This is a genomic window from Gilliamella sp. W8145, from assembly GCF_016101145.1.
Taxonomy (GTDB): Bacteria; Pseudomonadota; Gammaproteobacteria; order Enterobacterales; family Orbaceae; genus Gilliamella; species Gilliamella apis_A.
In genome coordinates this window covers 169,014-185,720 of record NZ_JACFRC010000002.1, presented here as the reverse complement: position 1 = coordinate 185,720, position 16,707 = coordinate 169,014, and the positions used below count along the sequence as shown (strand labels likewise).

Below are 16,707 nucleotides of genomic sequence, written 5' to 3'. Positions count from 1 at the left end.
TTAACTACAAGGATTTAGAGAATAGCTAAATCCTTTTTTTATTTCTAGCGTTTAATTATTATAACTTATTTATAAAGAGTATAACTTTTGTTTACATTTAATTTATGTTCTTGTTAAATAATAAGTAGTTTTTTTTGAGATTTAGTCATGAAATTAGAGCAGATTGCATTGTTAGCTGGCGTATCGAGAACCACAGCGAGTTATGTGGTTAATGGTAAAGCCAAACAATATCGGGTTAGTGATAAAACCATTGCAAAGGTGATGGCGGTGGTAAATGAATACAATTATCAACCCAACGCAGTAGCTGCCGGATTAAGAGCGGGTAAAACTCGCACTATTGGTATCATTATTCCTGATTTCGAAAATATCAGTTATACCCGAATTGCTAGTTATTTAGAGCAATTAGTAAAAAAAGAAGGTTATCAATTACTCCTCTCTTGTTCTGAAGATGATCCGAAAATTGAAAAAGAGTGTGTTCGGCATTTAAAACAGCGACGAGTGGATGCGTTGGTGATCTCTTCGTCATTTGTTGCTGAATCAGATTATGCATTTTATGATGGTTGGCGAAATAGTGATATCCCTCTGTTCGCATTAGATAGAACATTATCTGTATCAGAGTTTAGGAATGTTGTTGGTGCGGATAAAGAAGATTCAAAAATGCTAGCTAAAGCATTTGATCAGTTAGTCAATGGCACAGTAGTTTATATTGGTGCCTTACCCAATCTATCCGTTAGCCAGCAACGTATGGAAGGCTTTAAGGAAATTGCATTAAATAGTAGCAATAAAGTTGATTTTTTATGTGCAAATAATTATAGTCGTCGCGACGCTGAGGCTACCTTTAGTCAATGGTTAGAATATAATGATTTACCAGATGGTATTTTTTCTACTTCTTTTTCTTTGTTACAAGGCACAATTGATGCAATTTTGAAAAAGTTTGATCATCTGCCAGAAAATCTAACTATAGCCACTTTTGGTGATAATGAGTTACTTAATTTTTTACCTTGCAAAATGATTGCGTTATCACAAGATCATAAAGCGATATCAGAAGTAACCATTAAACTATTATTTGATAGTTTACATAATAAAAACTATCAGCCAGGAACTACAGTTATTCCTCGACGCTTAATTTATCGAGGTAGCCTGAGTCGAAAAAGTATTGCTAAAAAGTCAATTTAAGTCGTCATATCGACAATTATTTTCCTCAAAAAAACGATCTAGATCACACTTTAGGAATTAATAGATATAATTTATTTGATAATTAGCCAGTTTATATTCATTATTGCTGAAACGATTCAATATGATTCAATAACGAACTATTGTGGGATTGCTGAGTTGTTTTTAGTTGACCCAACATTATAACCCAGAGGTATTTATTTTATGTTTCATTTAGTTAAAGAAGATATTCATTTAAATGAACAAGCAACCAATAAAACGGAAGCAATTAAGAAAATTGCAGCTGCATTAACTAGTGCCGGCTTTGTCGGTGAAGGATATGTTGATGGTATGCTTGAGCGTGAAGGTCAGGCGGCAACTTATTTAGGTATTGGTATTGCTATACCTCATGGTACGCCTAAAACTCGTCACTTAGTTAAAAAAACGGGTGTTCAAGTTTTCTGTTTCCCTGAAGGTGTAGAATGGGGAGATGATGATGAAAAAGCCTATCTTGCCATCGGTATTGCGGCAAGTTCTGATGAACACTTAGAATTACTTCGTCAATTAACTCACGTACTTGGTGCTGATGGTGTTGAAGAAAGAATCAAGAATATTCAATCAGCCGATGAAGCTCTCGCTATTTTAACTGGTAAAGAGAGTTTAGAAGATAGTCAATTTGTTATTAATGAATCTACATTATTATTAAATATTCAAGCTGACAGTTTGGCTACTTTACAAGCTTTAAATGCATCACGATTAAAACAACAAAATGCTGTTAATGCTAGCTTTATTACTAACGTCCTTGATAATACACCGAATTATTTGGGTGACGGCGTATGGTTAAATGACAGCCGTGAAGGTAATTTAAAAAATGCAATTGCGATTAGTCGTACAGTAAGTGAGCTAAATCAAGACGGTAAGCCAGTTAAACTTCTAATCACTATTTCAGCGGTTGATGATAATGTTACAGCTATTGTAAATAACATTGCTACCTTAGCTTACAATCAAAAATTAAACTTACTAATCGCTGCAAATAGCGATGATTTCAGCAATATTTTATTATCAGGTTCGCAGTCAGTTTCATCTCAACGAGCAGAAACTCAATCTACAACATCAAGTGCTTCGTCAGAAAGTGTTGGATCTAATGGTGAGCTAAGCAGAGAATTTGTCATTCCTAATGAAAATGGATTGCATACTCGCCCTTCATCGGTGCTAGTTAAATTAGTAAAAGAATTTAATAGCAAAGTCACCGTTGCCAATATCGATGGTAAAAATGAACCTGTAAGTGCTACCAGTTTAATGAAAATTGTGGCATTAGGTGCTAAAAAAGGTAGTCGATTACGCTTTACTGCTGTAGGTGATGATGCAGAGCAAGTATTAGATGCAATAGGTAAAGCTATTGAAAGTGGCTTAGGTGAGGGTGTTTAATCATGACTTATCGTGTTGCGACTATTACCTTAAATCCTGCTTATGATCTATTAGGTTTTTGCCCTAAAGTTGAGTTAGGTGATGTTAATTTAGTGCAAACTAATGCTTTACTGCCAGCAGGTAAAGGTATCAATGTTGCTAAAGTTTTATCTGACTTAGGTATTAAATTAACCGTTGGTGGTTTTTTAGGTAAAGAAAATCGAGATGGTTTTAATTTACTGTTTGAATCATTAAATGTTACTGATAAATTCCAAACCGTCGAAGGCCGTACTCGTATTAATGTTAAATTAACCGAAGAAAACAGTGAAGTTACTGATCTTAATTTTTCTGGTTTTACTATTAGCGAGCAAGATTGGCAAACATTTGTGACTACTTCATTGGAATGGTTGAAAGAGATTGATATGGTTGCCATTAGTGGCAGTTTACCTGCAGGCGTATCTCTTGAAAAATTTACTGAGTGGATGAAACAAGTAAAAGCAATTTGTCCTAAAGTTGTGTTTGACAGTAGCCGTGATGCTTTAGATGCTGGGCTTAAAGCTAATCCATGGTTAATTAAACCGAATGATAAAGAACTCGAAATGTGGGTTGGTAGAAAACTAACTACATTATCAGAAATCAAAACTGCTGCTATGGAGCTTATCGATGGTGGCGTAGAAAACGTAGTAATTTCACTAGGAAGTAAAGGTGCTTTATGGGTTACTAAACATGAAGCATGGTTAGCCAAACCGCCTAAATGTAAGGTGGTTAGCACGGTTGGTGCTGGTGATTCAATGGTCGGTGGTTTAATGTATGGTTTATTAACTAACCAATCAATTAAAGACACCTTAGTATTTGCATCAAGTGTTGCCGCTTTATCAGTTGAACAAGCCGGTGTTGGGGTATCAGACCGTCAAGCGGTTACCAACATGTCGGAAAAAATTGAAATAATTGCGGGATAGGAGTATTCATGAATATATATATTGTTGAAGGAAGTAATTCAGGCCCAGTTAATGGCCGTTTAGCTAAAGCGGAATTAGCGTTAGCCGCTAATTCATTAAATTTCAAAGTTGTTGATAATGCGACATCAGCCGATACGATTATTTCGGTTGGTGATGGAAATATCAGCGATAAATCAGTGATTGGCAAAAGAGTTTATGTGGTAAGTGATCTCAATGAAATTTTTGCTGATCCTAAAAAAATCTTAAATAATGCAAAACTTAAAGCAACTGTTTATGAACAATCTGCTAGTTCTGCATCTGTATCAGCAGCAAATAACGGACAAAAACGTATTGTTGCGGTAACCGCTTGTCCAACTGGTGTTGCTCATACATTTATGGCTGCTGAAGCGATTGAAGAAGAAGCGAAAAAACGTGGCTGGTGGTGTAAAGTTGAAACTCGTGGTTCGGTTGGTGTTGGTAATGAATTAACACCAGAAGAAATCGCTGCAGCTGATGTAGTGATTGTAGCATGTGATATTGATGTTGATTTAAGTAAGTTTGCAGGTAAAAAAATGTACCGAACTAAAACCGGTCCAGCCCTTAAAAAAACTGCACAAGAATTAGACAGAGCTTTTAACGAAGCTACAATCTATCAACCAACTAGTTCTGCTTCAACAACAAAATCAAGTAACGAAAAGAAAGGTGTCTATAAGCATCTATTAACTGGTGTATCTTACATGTTACCAATGGTAGTTGCAGGTGGATTAATCATTGCTTTATCGTTTGCTTTTGGTTCATTTGAAATGGTTGATGGCGTACAAAAACTGGTAGGTGAATCTCATTTAGCACAAATAGGTGGGCTTGCATTCTCGCTCATGGTACCTTTACTTGCTGGTTATATTTCTTACTCAATTGCCGATAGACCAGGTTTAGCTCCAGGGCTTGTTGGTGGTTTACTTGCCGTTTCAACTGGTGCAGGTTTCTTAGGTGGTATTATTATTGGTTACTTTGCCGGTTACTTAGCAATGTTAATCACTAAATATTTACCATTACCAAAAACACTTGAAGCATTAAAACCAATTCTTATTGTGCCATTACTTGCTACATTAGCGACTGGCTTAGTTATGCAGTTTATTGTTGGTACGCCGATAGCATGGCTAATGGAAGCTTTAACTGAATGGTTGAAATCTATGGGTACTGCTAATGCGGTTGTTTTAGGTGCCGTTTTAGGTGGTATGATGTGTACTGATATGGGCGGACCAATCAATAAAGTTGCTTATGCATTTGGTACAGGCTTAATTTCGGCTCAAGTATATGCACCAATGGCAGCGGTTATGGCTGGTGGTATGGTTCCACCTTTAGCAATGGGATTAGCAACTTTAATCGCTCGCAAAAAATTTGCTAAAGCAGAACAAGAAAGTGGCAAAGCTTCATTAGTATTAGGCTTATGTTTCATTTCTGAAGGGGCAATTCCTTTCGCTGCTCGTGATCCATTACGTGTTATTCCTTGCTGTATTATTGGTGGGGCAATCACGGGTGGTTTATCATTAGCATTTGGTTCTGAGCTTATGACACCACATGGCGGTCTATTTGCTTTAGCAATCCCTGGCGTAGTTAAACCAGTTGGTGGTTATTTACTATCAATTGTTGTTGGTTCGGTTATTGCAGGTGTTGCTTACGCATTGATTAAAAAACCTGAAGCACAGACTTCTGAATTAGTTAGCGCATAATACATTATGCAACTAAAAACGCCATCAGATGATGGCGTTTTTTTATTCTTGTCTTAATCTATTTTTTTACCCAACGCTGTAAATCTTTTGGGATAAAATTATCCATCTTTTCTAACATTTCATCAGCAACATCTGCTACGATCAATGTCCGATAAAAACTGTCTCGTATAAAGCCTTCTTGTACTGCGTGTTCTAAAAAATTGAGCATAGGTTGCCAAAATTGGCTATTTAATAAGGCAACTGGTTTTTCATGATAACCAATTTGCATGCCAGTCCATACCTCAAACAGCTCTTCTAATGTTCCTGTGCCTCCAGGCATAGCAATAAAACCATCAGCTAGCTCAGTTAATCTTGCTTTGCGTTGATGCATATTTTCAACAACTTCCAAACGCGTAATACCATGGTGTGCAGTTTCAGCTTTAACTAACCTCTCAGGAATAATGCCAATAACTTCACCACCATGAGCGAGAACGGCATTAGCAATAACACCCATTAGTCCTTTATTGCCTCCACCATAGATTAATCGTCTATTATGTTTGGCAATGGTCATACCTAATTGCTCTGCTGCCATACGATATTCTGGACGATTACCTTCACTTGCGCCACAAAACACACAAATATTTTTTTTCATCAATTTTACTCTATTGGTTATGCTAATTTCTCGCTATTTTAGCATAGTTTTCCCTCGATTTGCTTACAAGCTGAGCAGTTAAACCTAATTAGTGTTTTAGAGATTGACAGAATCGTCATAGATGGTTAATATCTTGTCCGTTAAGTGTTCCTCCATAGTTCAGTCGGTAGAACGGCGGACTGTTAATCCGTATGTCACAGGTTCAAGTCCTGTTGGAGGAGCCAATTTCAGTTTTTAAGAACCTGCTTATATAGCAGGTTTTTTTATATCTACCATTCAATAGATACTTCAAGATCACTTTTATCTGCATAAACATTATTAATTCGCCGTTTAACCATGTTTGAACAGCGATATATAATTATTTTTTATAAGGCGTGTTTTAGCTGGAAAGCCTTATTCTTGCAGGGTATAATTCAGCCTCCCTCCAATTAATACCAAAGTGTGAAATCAACATGAAACATAACGTAGTAATTGCAGTATTAATGGCAACTAGCTTATCTTGTGCCGCTTCAGGACATTCATCTCATTGGGGATATGAAGGTCAAGAAAAACCAGAAAACTGGGGTAAATTATCACCAGAGTATTCTACCTGTGAGAATGGTAAAAATCAGTCACCGATCAATATTGATCATGCATTAAAAACAGAGCATGAAAACTTAAAGTTCTCATTTAAACCTAGTAAACAGGAAATTATTAATAACGGACACACTATTCAGGTTAATGTTACTGGGGATAATCAGTTAATATTAGATGAGCAAACCTTTACGTTACAACAATTCCATTTTCATAGCCCAAGTGAAAATACCATTAAAGGTAAAAGTTATCCAATGGAAGCTCACTTTGTTTACAAAAATAAAGCTGGTGCGCTTACCGTCGTTGCATTAATGTTTAATAATGGTGAAGCGAATTCTGAAATTGCAAAAGCTTGGCAGCAAATGCCTGCGGAAGTGTATAACAAAGCAATTTTAGACAAAACTGTTGATATCAATACATTATTTCCTAAAACACTCGATTATTATCGCTTTAGTGGATCATTAACAACACCACCGTGTACAGAAGGTGTAAGGTGGATTGTATTAGAACAACCAGTAACAGCCTCAGAACAACAAATTGAAAAATTCCACTCAATCATGCATCACAACAACAACCGCCCAGTACAGCCATTAAATGGAAGAGTTATTGTTGATTAATAAATGAGTTTTGATTGGCTTTATTATTTATTATAAAGCCAATTTCGATTGTTATATTGATTAAAAAAATATCAATTAACGATAGCTAATCACAATGAGGATAACTTTTTAGTGTCTCTTTTTAGTGATTTTTTTATTTAAGTATTAGTATAATCCCAATCAAAAACTTTTATTTCACCAGTTTGATAAAACTGCTTAACTAACTTAATATAGTTATTAAAATCTTTATTTTCTCTAGCAAGACGACTGCAAGAGTCCCAATCAATAATAGTTTTTTCTCGAGCAGGAATTAGAATTTGACTTTCTGATGGATTATCTACATCTAATTTAATAACGCCAATACCGTGTGCTGCGCACAATACTCTGAGTTCTTTTAATGTATCACTACCAGTAATTTGTGAAGCCACCAAATAACCAAAATTTGCCCATGAAGAATTAGATACAGCTTGAAAAAATGATTCTCTAACATTTGACATATTAAGTAATATTTTAACTTCAAATGACCATAGTTTACTTTGTTGATCGGCATAGAGTTTAACGCAATCTTTGACTAAGCTATCCCAATCGGAGCTGAGATCTTCTAAGCCAACAATATCAGGATGTAGCCATATATTGCCATTTTTACCCATTCTATTTGATGAGGTTTTTTCATCAATACGTTTAGAGTACACATTAAGTTCATCATAAAGATATTTACTTAATAATGGATAGAGAGAGTGTTCACTATGACCATTCTTCTCTGTTTGGGCTTGTGTGGGCAGTTTCTTTGTAGATAAATACTCGGCGTCTAGTACTTCTGCTTCATCAGATTTTTGCGAAAAGTAATACTTTTTAGGACGCCCCTCTGTGGTTTTTATTTCTGGATGTTTTTTTTGTAAAAGTGGTCGCTGGGCACCAATTTCAGCTGCAATTTGGGCAATAACATCATCATCAGTCATTAAACGCTCACTAGCTTGTTTTTTTTCAGCACAGGCTTGCGGATTATGTATAAATATCAACTGAGCCAATTGTCTAGCGGTAAACTGTTTTTGCGGTTGCTGTTTAAGGAGATTAAATATTGTCTTCCTGAGATTTAATGACATAATGTTTAATAACTCTTTGTAATAATGATTAATATACACGTAATATATAATTTAATTAGCTAGTGCTGTCAATTCAATGTTAACTTTAATAGTTATAAGAAATCGTATAATCATTATTGATAGTTATATATAAAAATGAATAAAAAAATAGATATTAATGGATAATGTACTGTTTTTTTATGTGTTTTAGCGTATTAAAAGAGTGTTACTGAGTAGTGAATTTGTATACTGGCGGAATCTTAACCTTTTCATGAAAATGCTTGTCAATAAAGGTTTTTTTATTTCAATAAACTAAATCGTATACCTAAAACGAAAAGTGACCCTTAAAATTGGGTATTTTTGATACTCACTTATTTTAGAGTTTTTTTACCAGCATTGATTAACTTTTATAATTTAATGTTTTTTAGCTGTATAAGCTTTTACTTCAATTTTTATGACGCTAATTGGTCTAACATCGCTTTCGGTAAAAGAGAATGTTTTATTAGGAGCAAATTTATTCATCATTACTTGTAACGTCGCTATTTTTGCGGTGGGTTCTTCAATAAAGGTTGCACATCCATTGCCAATAACACTGGCATAATCAAAGGAATATTTGCAGGCTTTTTCATTAGTAATTAACTGGTGCCCTGTATCTAGCTCAAAGCTAAGTAAAGGATTTTGTCTGAGTAGTTCAACTTTAGTACCGACTTTTGCGCCATGAATATAAAAAATAAGTTGATTATTTGTTGTTAGTTCATAACAAAAATTGACAGGAACAATATAGGGAAAATCGCCATTATTCATCGCTAAACGAATAACATCAGTATGTTCTAAAATATTGATCACTTCATCAAGATTAGTTATTTCTTTATCTTTGCGTCTCATAGATACCCTTTTTATATTATAGATAACTTAGATTTAAGTAATAATAGATTGATATGTTTTTATTATTAATACCGAACTGATATTAAACCTAAATTGGAATTTCTGCAAAATTTGCAACAGCCTTAAAACTTAAGTTAGATGGTAAGTAATATTATTATAGGTGCAATTTATTTTGCACTTGGAAATATATATTTTCAAATACAGGCTAATGTTATCTTTTGGTTTGATATGTTTTAAAGGATTTAAAAGGAAGTCATTAAATAGTAAATTATTGGCATGAAATTCAGTGGGTTAGTTCGAATGAAAATAACAGCATGCATAAATTATGTGCATTTCTGGGTGTTAATATAGTTCGTGTGTAGTCGATTTATATATAGAAACAGTGTTTTAATTTTTAATTATTTGATTTTATTTGGTTTTTAATTGCTGGCGGGAGTTGAAAAAGGTCTTTTAAATCCTTTTTGAGAAAGGTTTTTATTTTTTCTTTATTTAATAAGTAGTCCCAAACGTAGTCCCAAAATAAAAAGTGACCCCTAAAATTGGATATTTTTAGTACTCACTTTTTTTGATTTAAAGTTGATTTTTCGCAGATGTAAAAATCTGTCTAAAGAGGCGGTACCCAAAATTTGAGTGTTAAAGAAATTAACTACCCCCCATTAAAATAAAATTTTATAAAAAACTGTGCATACTATACATCATTTCTTGTAAGCCTTATTCTATAAGGGTTTACGTTATGTATGGTCTACATTTTAACTATGCATAACTCTACATTTTTACTATACATAAAAACAAAAACCGCCAGTCAAGGCGGTTGATATATTGTTTATAACTTTAACGAAATAATTCACGTTTAAAGATATCTAGTATTTCAGCTTCTACATCTTTGAAGCCCTCATTTAGAAAATCTTTTTTAGCAGTAGGGCGCTTAAATTTCATTTTTATAGATGGGTCTGCGACATAAGCTGCGTAATTTGCAGTGTAACCAACTCTACCAGTGATACGAGTGCCATTAATGACGACCTCCCGATATTGTGAGTTAATTAATGTTGATGTGTCTATAGGGGTGTAGATTGCCGCTTGTGTAGCTCCTACAATCATTGACGCGTGCATCGCTCTAACCGCATTTTTTGTTGTTCTGTTTATAGTTTTATCAAAGCTCTTTATGCATCTATCAATGCCTTTTACTTTTATTCCCATATTAGCCCTATTTTATTCTTGTGCAGATAATATCTCTTTTTATTTTGAATTTATGTAATAAATTATTTTCATAGGAACAATTGAATATCATTTCCATTTCAAACGTAAATCCATTACTTGAATTTTTTACTAAATTTCTGATTGTTGTATATTCGCAATCATCACTATTACCTTTTGTTGTTAAATTGTTATAAAACTTATCCAAATCAAGTTCGATACCATCTTCATCCCCAGTTTTGGATAATAAAACTCCGTTAACAACTTTATATGATTGAATTATTTGTGAGCTACTCGATTCAACGTAATCACTGTATTTGTTCATTTTAGAATCATAGTTACTTTCATATTTTTTATTAACGCAGTCCCACTTACCAACCAAAAACTCATTAGTAACTTTACCGCCACTATCATCACCGCAACCAAACAACGTAAAGCAAGCCAAACCTAGTAATGCAATTCTTTTCATACCATATCCTTTTTTTAGGTAATGGTATGAAAAATAGATAATAATATCAATTACAATTTAGACTGAACATTTGTTGAATTAGACATCGCGTTCCAGACGTCACCAGAATGACTTGATATATCGCCTGCCACTGCTTGCTTGGCTTGTTTTACTGCCATTTTAATGATTCTGTTTTCGAAATCTATTGACGGTTGACTTACTTCAACATTACTTGCGTAGTTTTCGACAACAAAGCTCCATTGGATATTGTTGTTCCCTGAGGAGATTTGACGATTACTTAAAACTTGCCCATTCTCGCCGGGTATTAAATATTGTCGCCCGCCCTGCATTAATATTTCTGGTTTTCCTCCTTCACCAACTCGGTACATTTTATTAGCGTCAACTGGGCCACCATTTTTGCGAGCACCTGCTATCGAAAATGCCTTCATTGTTCCTAGCGCTGTCATATATGATGATGAACCAACGGTTGCCGCTGACCCCATCGTTGCTATTGAGGCAAGCATAGCCGCTGGTTGATATGCCGCCGCTAATGCTGCCGCCTCTGTGATTTGGGTCGCAGTAGTTGCCGCAGATGTCGCTTTCCCTACAATTGCATTTTTGACGTACTGCATACCCATTTGAACAAGTGAGCCTATTGCCTCATTCAAAATCACATTAGCAAAGTTCCGCATTGCTTGCGTTGCTGTCATAGTGCCTGATGCTAACCCAGAAATGGTGCTAGTAGCACTGCTTGCTAGACCCTCTAAAGAAGAAGCAAGAAACTCATTAGCATCACTTTGATTTCGCCAGATTTCCCATTGGGCATTGATTCTATTCTGCTCGAATTGACGGTTAGCTTCCTCTCTAAGTTCAATAGCTCTTTGCTCAGTAAGCCATTTTTGATTTTCAAACTCTTGAATCAATGCTAACTTTTGTGCGTTTTCATTTTGCAAGGCTTGAACTGGGTCAACTTGAGCTACTGCATCATCGACTTTAGATACTGCCGCATCAGATTTGATTTTAGCTAAATTGATTTGATGTTGTTTTTCTAACTGTTCAAGTTTTGAATAATATTCAACTTGTTTTATCTCGCCGAGCTGATGTAGCTTATCTAGTGTCGCTTTCGATTTGTTGAAAGAATCATTTTCGGCATCAATTGGATTTTTTAGAGAGCCAAGCGCCTTGTATGCTTCTGACGTCTCAATTAACTTTCTAAGTTCTGCTGTTTGTTGAGCCGTAACTTTGCTACCCATTTTTTGGGTGATCGCTAACAGCTCGGCTTCGACTGTAAGTCCTTTTGCTTCGAGTTTAGCAACTTCTAATCTATCTCTCAGTTCTTTAACTTCGTCAGCATATGATTTTGTAGCGCCTCGTCCTTTTTTATTGCTTGCGTTTAGTCGTTCGTTTGCATCAAAAGCTTTACCTAGCGCCGTGAATAACGGTTCTAATATTTTTCTAACATTTTCCGACACTTTAGACCATTCAATTGTCCCTGTTATTAATCCCTTTAATGTTGTTTTATACTCTTCCCCTGCGTCACCAAGTTCATTAAGTGCATTTTCATAAATATAAGCCGCTTTTTTTGAACCTTCCAGCTTCATTTCTGCAATTTCAAGCTGAGTTGATAAAGATTTCACTTTATCGCCAATCTTGTTTTCACCAACACTTTTCAAAGCATCATCGAGTGATTTTGTTTTCTTTGCTGCATTATCAGTGTTTTCACCCGTATTGATTAAAAGGGTATTAATAAAACTTATTATTTTCTCTGCATTTTGTTTCTTTTGGATCAGTGTATCTAACGTTGCATTTAATTTAACTATCTGTTTTTCATCTTCCTTAATCGATGGAGCAAAAGAGCCAAGTTCAGCTTTCTGCCCCGATATTAATTGTTTCAGTTGTTCTATTTTTCCCTTAGTTTTACTAATCTGCTCCTCGATGTTTTCGAGACTATCACTATAGTCTTGTTGTTTATCTAGCAACTGATTAAATGTCATATTTTTTAATGATTCACTCATTGAATCAACGGTATCAGCAAAGTTCTCGGCTTTCTGTTTCGCTTCCTCTGCTTTACTTGACCATATCGTCAACGCCCCAGCCGCTATAAGCAATATCCCTGCAGGCCCGCCTAACATTGCCATTGTGGCTTGTAAGCCTTTAGCCGCAAAAGAAGTAGCTTTAACCGCAACGTTAAGTCTTGCCTGTGCGGCTGTATGTTCATTCGTAGCAGTGACAAGCTGTTTCTCAACCACCTCAAGCTGTTTATTCAATGCCGTTTGTGCTTTTAAATTATTACACTGAGCTTGCGCCATAATAATATTTTGCTTTTGAATTTGCAGTGCTTTGACGTTTTGGCTGGTTCTATCAACTTCCGCTTGGATTAAAACTTTTTCAGCTTGAGCTTGCCTCATATCAGCAATTGTTTTTTCGACACTTTGCTTAGTAGCGTTTGCTAATGATGTAATATATTTACCAGCATAGATTGCCGCTAAAACACCCACGCTAGTCATTAGGATATCAATATGCTCAGACATTAAAATTAGTGCATCAACGAATGATTTAGTTACTCCAGTTGAATTATTTAACTCTCCTAAATACTGTTTCGCATTATTAGCAATACGATTCATCCCATCCTGTATATTATTTCTCATATTATCAGCAAGCACAGCGGTTTCTTGCTGAGCATCAATCATCGCATTAGTGAACTGCGACATTGACAATTTGCCATCCATTGCCATTTTTTGGACTTCGGCTTCGGTTTTGTTTAATTGCTTACCGAGTATTTTAAGAACTGTAGGCATTGCACTAAAAACAGACATCGCTTCTAGACCCGCCAGCTTACCCTTTATCTGTGCTTTGGTTAGTGCATTTATCGCCGATTCTGCGCCTAATGCCTTTGTTTTATCAACTGTTAATAAATTCGATAGAGTGTCAATATAAGACAAAGTACTTTGTGTACTATATCCAAACTCACTCATAGAATTAGACAAACGAATATAAAGCTCTGATGATTCCTCAATCTGTCGTCCATTACGGTTAGATGTAATCACAAGTTGATCCAAAATATCTTTAGTTTGTGATGCTGTAGCACCAGTATTCTGGATGCGGTCTTCAAGTTCATTCCAACTCTGTGCATATGCAATTACTGTGCTTGATACTAATGCCGCTGATACCGCTTTAGCAATAGTTGTGAGCTTGCCAAGAGAGTTACCCGCACTTTTTGCTGATGATTCAAGTTTATCTACTCCTTTTGACGCCTCAGCAGCGCTTTTATTTATTTTTTTTAACTCCATTCTGGCTTTGTCTGATGCCTCTAATAAATCATTTAGTTCTACGTTACAGTAAATTGTAAACTCTCTATCTGGTGATACATAAGTTGGCATTATAATAACCTCCTAATTAATGATAAACGCGTGTTTTAATATTTAATAATGATTGTTCGGTATATATTCTGATAGCATCATTCCCCCAGTCAGTTATTTGCCAGCGCTTACCATAAAAATTAATCATGTCAGCTATATAATCGAACGGACTGCCTTTTTTACCGTTATCAGTGCAAAATACAGCTAACTCTACCAATCCTGCCGATAATAGTTCTTTTGTAATAGTACCTGTGTATGTATCTTCGCCTTTAGTAAATGTAAATGTTGTATCTCCTTGTTTTGCAATCATTTCATTAACATAGGTTTCTGCTATCGCGTCAGCGAGTGCGGTTAACGATTTCATTTTCTTATTTCCTCATGTTCTGCTTTAGGTAGCCAGTCTTTACTGGCATTTAAATTAAGTTCTAAATTAGTTTTAACCCCTACTGTAAAGCGCTTCTTCATGTATTGCTTGCCGTTCTCGTTCATTGCATAACTTAAAGATGTGCCGAACTGGGTAAGGGATAGGGGATTATTCAGCCCTGTGTTACGGATGTATTCGATATAAGAATGGTAAAGATACTTTCTTGGATTGAATGGGGTAATACCCAGATTGCCTACTGACATACCATTAGGACTGTCTAACGCGTCAAAATAGCTACAGAAATCGACTAAATGGTCAGATTCTCTTTTAATAGTCGTTGCTTCTTCTGATTGTTGCTGTTTATGTAATCTTTCTTTAGCATCATTAGGGTTGGCGAACTCATTAAGTAGCAGTCTAACAATTGAGGGTAGCTCTTGCTCTATTTTGCTAACCAAGTTTAAGTCTCGTTCTTTTTCTGGTATAACCTCGCCAAAGTGAAATATTACCCTGCGTCTTGATATACCGCCATTGCGCTCATTAAATCGCATGGCTTCGTTGTTGATTACTAACACTACTGCTGGAATCTTGCAGGAATAGGGTTGCTTATGTTTTGGGTCAATTGCAACTTCATCACCGCCAGTAATGGCTTTTAAACCTGCTCCACTACCCATATATCGCGGTTGGTCTGGTAAAATGATAAGAGAGTAACCAACAACTAGCGCCCTGTCTCTTGCCTTTTCCAGTGATTCCATTGTGCCTATAACAGTGTTATTCTTGCCTGATAACATAGTTGCGATTTCAGCAAATACACTTTTACCGCTACCGCCTGCGCCTGTAACTTCGAGGAATAATTGCCAGTCATAACGATTAGCTAATATCATATAAAGCCCTGCTAGTATGTTTTGAGCCTTATCTTGATTGCCTGATGCTCTCTTTAACCACTTAGTGAAGTTTGGCGCGTGAGTTTCGAAGGATTCATTTTCTTTGGCAGGGTAATAATCAATGTCATTACTCACCAATAACCAATCCTTTTTATTGTGAGGTCTAAAAGTTTGTGTCTTCAGCTCATAAACACCATTTTTAAAACAGATTAAATCTTTCTGAGGTGTTCCCATTATAGGCAGTGATAACCTGAGCGATTCAACCGCCGAACTTATGCGCATAGGATTAAATGGCTCACCTGATTGATTAAATAAATCTGCTAATGTCCGCATTAAGACTTTATCGTTAATGGGTTGCCATGCATTAGCTTGATAGTGATAAATTTCATCAGTAGTAAGATTAATCGCAAGGTTATTATCATAATATTGATTAAGCAGTTCCGCTCGTTGGCTTGATGCCATTTGCGATAGGTTCATGCTTGATAACTCGTTTTGCATGTTATGTTTTGTTATGGTGGATAACTCTGGTTTTATGAGGTTTTTATCAAATAAACCTGAAGTTTTCTGAAGTCCAAACTGTTGCCTATAATCATCCCAATCACATTTATAATCTGTATCGGGGATTGTGTAATAACCATTTACCGCAGTAGCCGCTTCTATCGCTTTTTCTTTACCCGTGTTTTTATGACTACCTATATCATTATCACCGGCAATAATAATATTTGCGGTAGAATTAACCTCACGGATAGCTTTGGCCACATGAATAAGATTGCCTGCATCAATAGCAGATATCACCAGTGACCGATGGCGGAATTCCGCTATCGATATCCCTGTGGCTAATCCCTCACAAATAATAATCTCGGTAGCTGTGAGTAATTCTTTGTTTACCTCGTCAGGTCTGCCCAATTTTGGGTTAACCCATATAAAAGCACCTTTCTTATTTGAGCCTCTCATTAAGCGCTTATTTCCATTTGGCTCGATAAATTGACCGCCTGTATATTCACTGTTGATATTAATCAAAGGTACAAAGATACGCCCATCATCTAGCAAGGTTAAATCGAACGTTAACCCTTTTTCAGTGAGGTAATCCGATTGACCTAATATTGCTTTAGATAGTAAATAGTTAACCTTTTTACATACAGGATTATCTGGTATGTTGTCTTGTAGGTCGGATTTCAAATCCGAGCTTGTGGAGGTGTCTCTTAAATTTAAGCATTCGGCTACTTTACTGCTCGCCTCTTTCGCATCACAATGATAATAGTTTTTAATAAGCTCTAAGCCGTCACCGCTACCGCATTGATTGCAGATATAAGTACCGCGCCCATCTTTATTATCAAATCTAAATCTATCTTTACCACCACAGACGGGACAGGGGCAATGTCTACCATTACCCACCTCAATACCTAATGAACTAAAGATTGATTGCCATTTACCTACCGCTTGAGTGGTAATTTCATTTATTCTCAT

General features: G+C 35.8%; 13 protein-coding genes and 1 tRNA gene. 6 read left to right on the top strand and 8 right to left on the bottom strand.

Annotated elements, in window-relative coordinates; translation table 11 throughout:
• Positions 1 to 147 precede the first annotated feature (147 nt).
• From cra to fruA, 4 genes are all read left to right on the top strand, one after another.
• Positions 148 to 1,176, top strand: coding sequence for a catabolite repressor/activator (gene cra, locus H3T80_RS08350; RefSeq protein WP_198201389.1), 1,029 nt, complete (start codon positions 148 to 150; stop codon positions 1,174 to 1,176).
• A 201-nt stretch (positions 1,177 to 1,377) separates the two neighbouring features.
• Positions 1,378 to 2,580, top strand: coding sequence for a fused PTS fructose transporter subunit IIA/HPr protein (fruB, locus tag H3T80_RS08345; RefSeq protein WP_198201388.1), 1,203 nt, complete (start codon positions 1,378 to 1,380; stop codon positions 2,578 to 2,580).
• 2 nt (positions 2,581 to 2,582) lie between these two features.
• Positions 2,583 to 3,518 carry a 1-phosphofructokinase gene (fruK, locus tag H3T80_RS08340; RefSeq protein WP_198201387.1) on the top strand — a complete coding sequence of 312 codons (936 nt, stop codon included), beginning with the start codon at positions 2,583 to 2,585 and terminating at the stop codon, positions 3,516 to 3,518.
• 8 nt (positions 3,519 to 3,526) lie between these two features.
• Entirely contained in the window at positions 3,527 to 5,227 is a 1,701-nt protein-coding gene (gene fruA / locus H3T80_RS08335; RefSeq protein ID WP_198201386.1) for a PTS fructose transporter subunit IIBC, read from the top strand.
• Between the two features lie 58 nt (positions 5,228 to 5,285).
• Here the strand turns inward: fruA and H3T80_RS08330 are convergent, their stop codons facing one another.
• On the bottom strand, positions 5,286 to 5,858 hold the full coding sequence (locus H3T80_RS08330; RefSeq protein WP_110448496.1) for a TIGR00730 family Rossman fold protein: 573 nt from the start codon (positions 5,856 to 5,858) through the stop codon (positions 5,286 to 5,288).
• 148 nt (positions 5,859 to 6,006) lie between these two features.
• Between H3T80_RS08330 and H3T80_RS08325 the strand changes: the two genes are divergently transcribed.
• Together H3T80_RS08325 and H3T80_RS08320 are read left to right on the top strand one after the other, a co-directional pair.
• A tRNA-Asn gene (locus H3T80_RS08325) sits at positions 6,007 to 6,082 on the top strand.
• 228 nt (positions 6,083 to 6,310) lie between these two features.
• Positions 6,311 to 7,048, top strand: a complete 738-nt coding sequence (locus H3T80_RS08320) for a carbonic anhydrase (protein WP_198201385.1) — start codon at positions 6,311 to 6,313, stop codon at positions 7,046 to 7,048.
• A gap of 137 nt (positions 7,049 to 7,185) precedes the next feature.
• On the opposite strand, the gene H3T80_RS08315 is transcribed toward H3T80_RS08320, so the two are convergent.
• From H3T80_RS08315 to H3T80_RS08285, 7 genes are all read right to left on the bottom strand, one after another.
• Positions 7,186 to 8,130 carry a COG2958 family protein gene (locus H3T80_RS08315; RefSeq protein WP_198201384.1) on the bottom strand — a complete coding sequence of 315 codons (945 nt, stop codon included), beginning with the start codon at positions 8,128 to 8,130 and terminating at the stop codon, positions 7,186 to 7,188.
• A 393-nt stretch (positions 8,131 to 8,523) separates the two neighbouring features.
• Positions 8,524 to 8,994 (bottom strand): pyridoxamine 5'-phosphate oxidase family protein, encoded by a 471-nt coding sequence (locus H3T80_RS08310; protein WP_110448493.1) that lies wholly within the window; start codon positions 8,992 to 8,994, stop codon positions 8,524 to 8,526.
• A gap of 831 nt (positions 8,995 to 9,825) precedes the next feature.
• Entirely contained in the window at positions 9,826 to 10,191 is a 366-nt protein-coding gene (locus H3T80_RS08305; protein ID WP_370548321.1) for an HK97 gp10 family phage protein, read from the bottom strand.
• A 7-nt stretch (positions 10,192 to 10,198) separates the two neighbouring features.
• The gene (locus H3T80_RS08300) at positions 10,199 to 10,657 is read right to left on the bottom strand and encodes a hypothetical protein (RefSeq protein WP_198201382.1); all 459 of its coding nucleotides are present in this window, start codon (positions 10,655 to 10,657) and stop codon (positions 10,199 to 10,201) included.
• A 50-nt stretch (positions 10,658 to 10,707) separates the two neighbouring features.
• Positions 10,708 to 14,016: a tape measure protein gene (locus H3T80_RS08295; RefSeq protein ID WP_198201381.1), complete on the bottom strand. Its 3,309-nt coding sequence runs from the start codon at positions 14,014 to 14,016 to the stop codon at positions 10,708 to 10,710.
• A 16-nt stretch (positions 14,017 to 14,032) separates the two neighbouring features.
• The gene (locus H3T80_RS08290; protein ID WP_198201380.1) at positions 14,033 to 14,359 is read right to left on the bottom strand and encodes a hypothetical protein; all 327 of its coding nucleotides are present in this window, start codon (positions 14,357 to 14,359) and stop codon (positions 14,033 to 14,035) included.
• Entirely contained in the window at positions 14,356 to 16,707 is a 2,352-nt protein-coding gene (locus H3T80_RS08285; protein ID WP_198201379.1) for a primase-helicase zinc-binding domain-containing protein, read from the bottom strand. Before H3T80_RS08285 ends, H3T80_RS08290 begins: the two co-directional genes overlap by 4 nt.

What these genes read in the sequence shown, in the direction of transcription:
- cra (WP_198201389.1), top strand. Translation starts at nt 148, where the DNA reads ATGAAATTAGAGCAGATTGCATTGTTAGCTGGCGTATCGAGAACCACA.
- fruB (WP_198201388.1), top strand. Translation starts at nt 1,378, where the DNA reads ATGTTTCATTTAGTTAAAGAAGATATTCATTTAAATGAACAAGCAACC.
- fruK (WP_198201387.1), top strand. Translation starts at nt 2,583, where the DNA reads ATGACTTATCGTGTTGCGACTATTACCTTAAATCCTGCTTATGATCTA.
- fruA (WP_198201386.1), top strand. Translation starts at nt 3,527, where the DNA reads ATGAATATATATATTGTTGAAGGAAGTAATTCAGGCCCAGTTAATGGC.
- H3T80_RS08330 (WP_110448496.1), bottom strand. Translation starts at nt 5,858, where the DNA reads ATGAAAAAAAATATTTGTGTGTTTTGTGGCGCAAGTGAAGGTAATCGT.
- H3T80_RS08320 (WP_198201385.1), top strand. Translation starts at nt 6,311, where the DNA reads ATGAAACATAACGTAGTAATTGCAGTATTAATGGCAACTAGCTTATCT.
- H3T80_RS08315 (WP_198201384.1), bottom strand. Translation starts at nt 8,130, where the DNA reads ATGTCATTAAATCTCAGGAAGACAATATTTAATCTCCTTAAACAGCAA.
- H3T80_RS08310 (WP_110448493.1), bottom strand. Translation starts at nt 8,994, where the DNA reads ATGAGACGCAAAGATAAAGAAATAACTAATCTTGATGAAGTGATCAAT.
- H3T80_RS08305 (WP_370548321.1), bottom strand. Translation starts at nt 10,191, where the DNA reads ATGGGAATAAAAGTAAAAGGCATTGATAGATGCATAAAGAGCTTTGAT.
- H3T80_RS08300 (WP_198201382.1), bottom strand. Translation starts at nt 10,657, where the DNA reads ATGAAAAGAATTGCATTACTAGGTTTGGCTTGCTTTACGTTGTTTGGT.
- H3T80_RS08295 (WP_198201381.1), bottom strand. Translation starts at nt 14,016, where the DNA reads ATGCCAACTTATGTATCACCAGATAGAGAGTTTACAATTTACTGTAAC.
- H3T80_RS08290 (WP_198201380.1), bottom strand. Translation starts at nt 14,359, where the DNA reads ATGAAATCGTTAACCGCACTCGCTGACGCGATAGCAGAAACCTATGTT.
- H3T80_RS08285 (WP_198201379.1), bottom strand. Translation starts at nt 16,707, where the DNA reads ATGAGAATAAATGAAATTACCACTCAAGCGGTAGGTAAATGGCAATCA.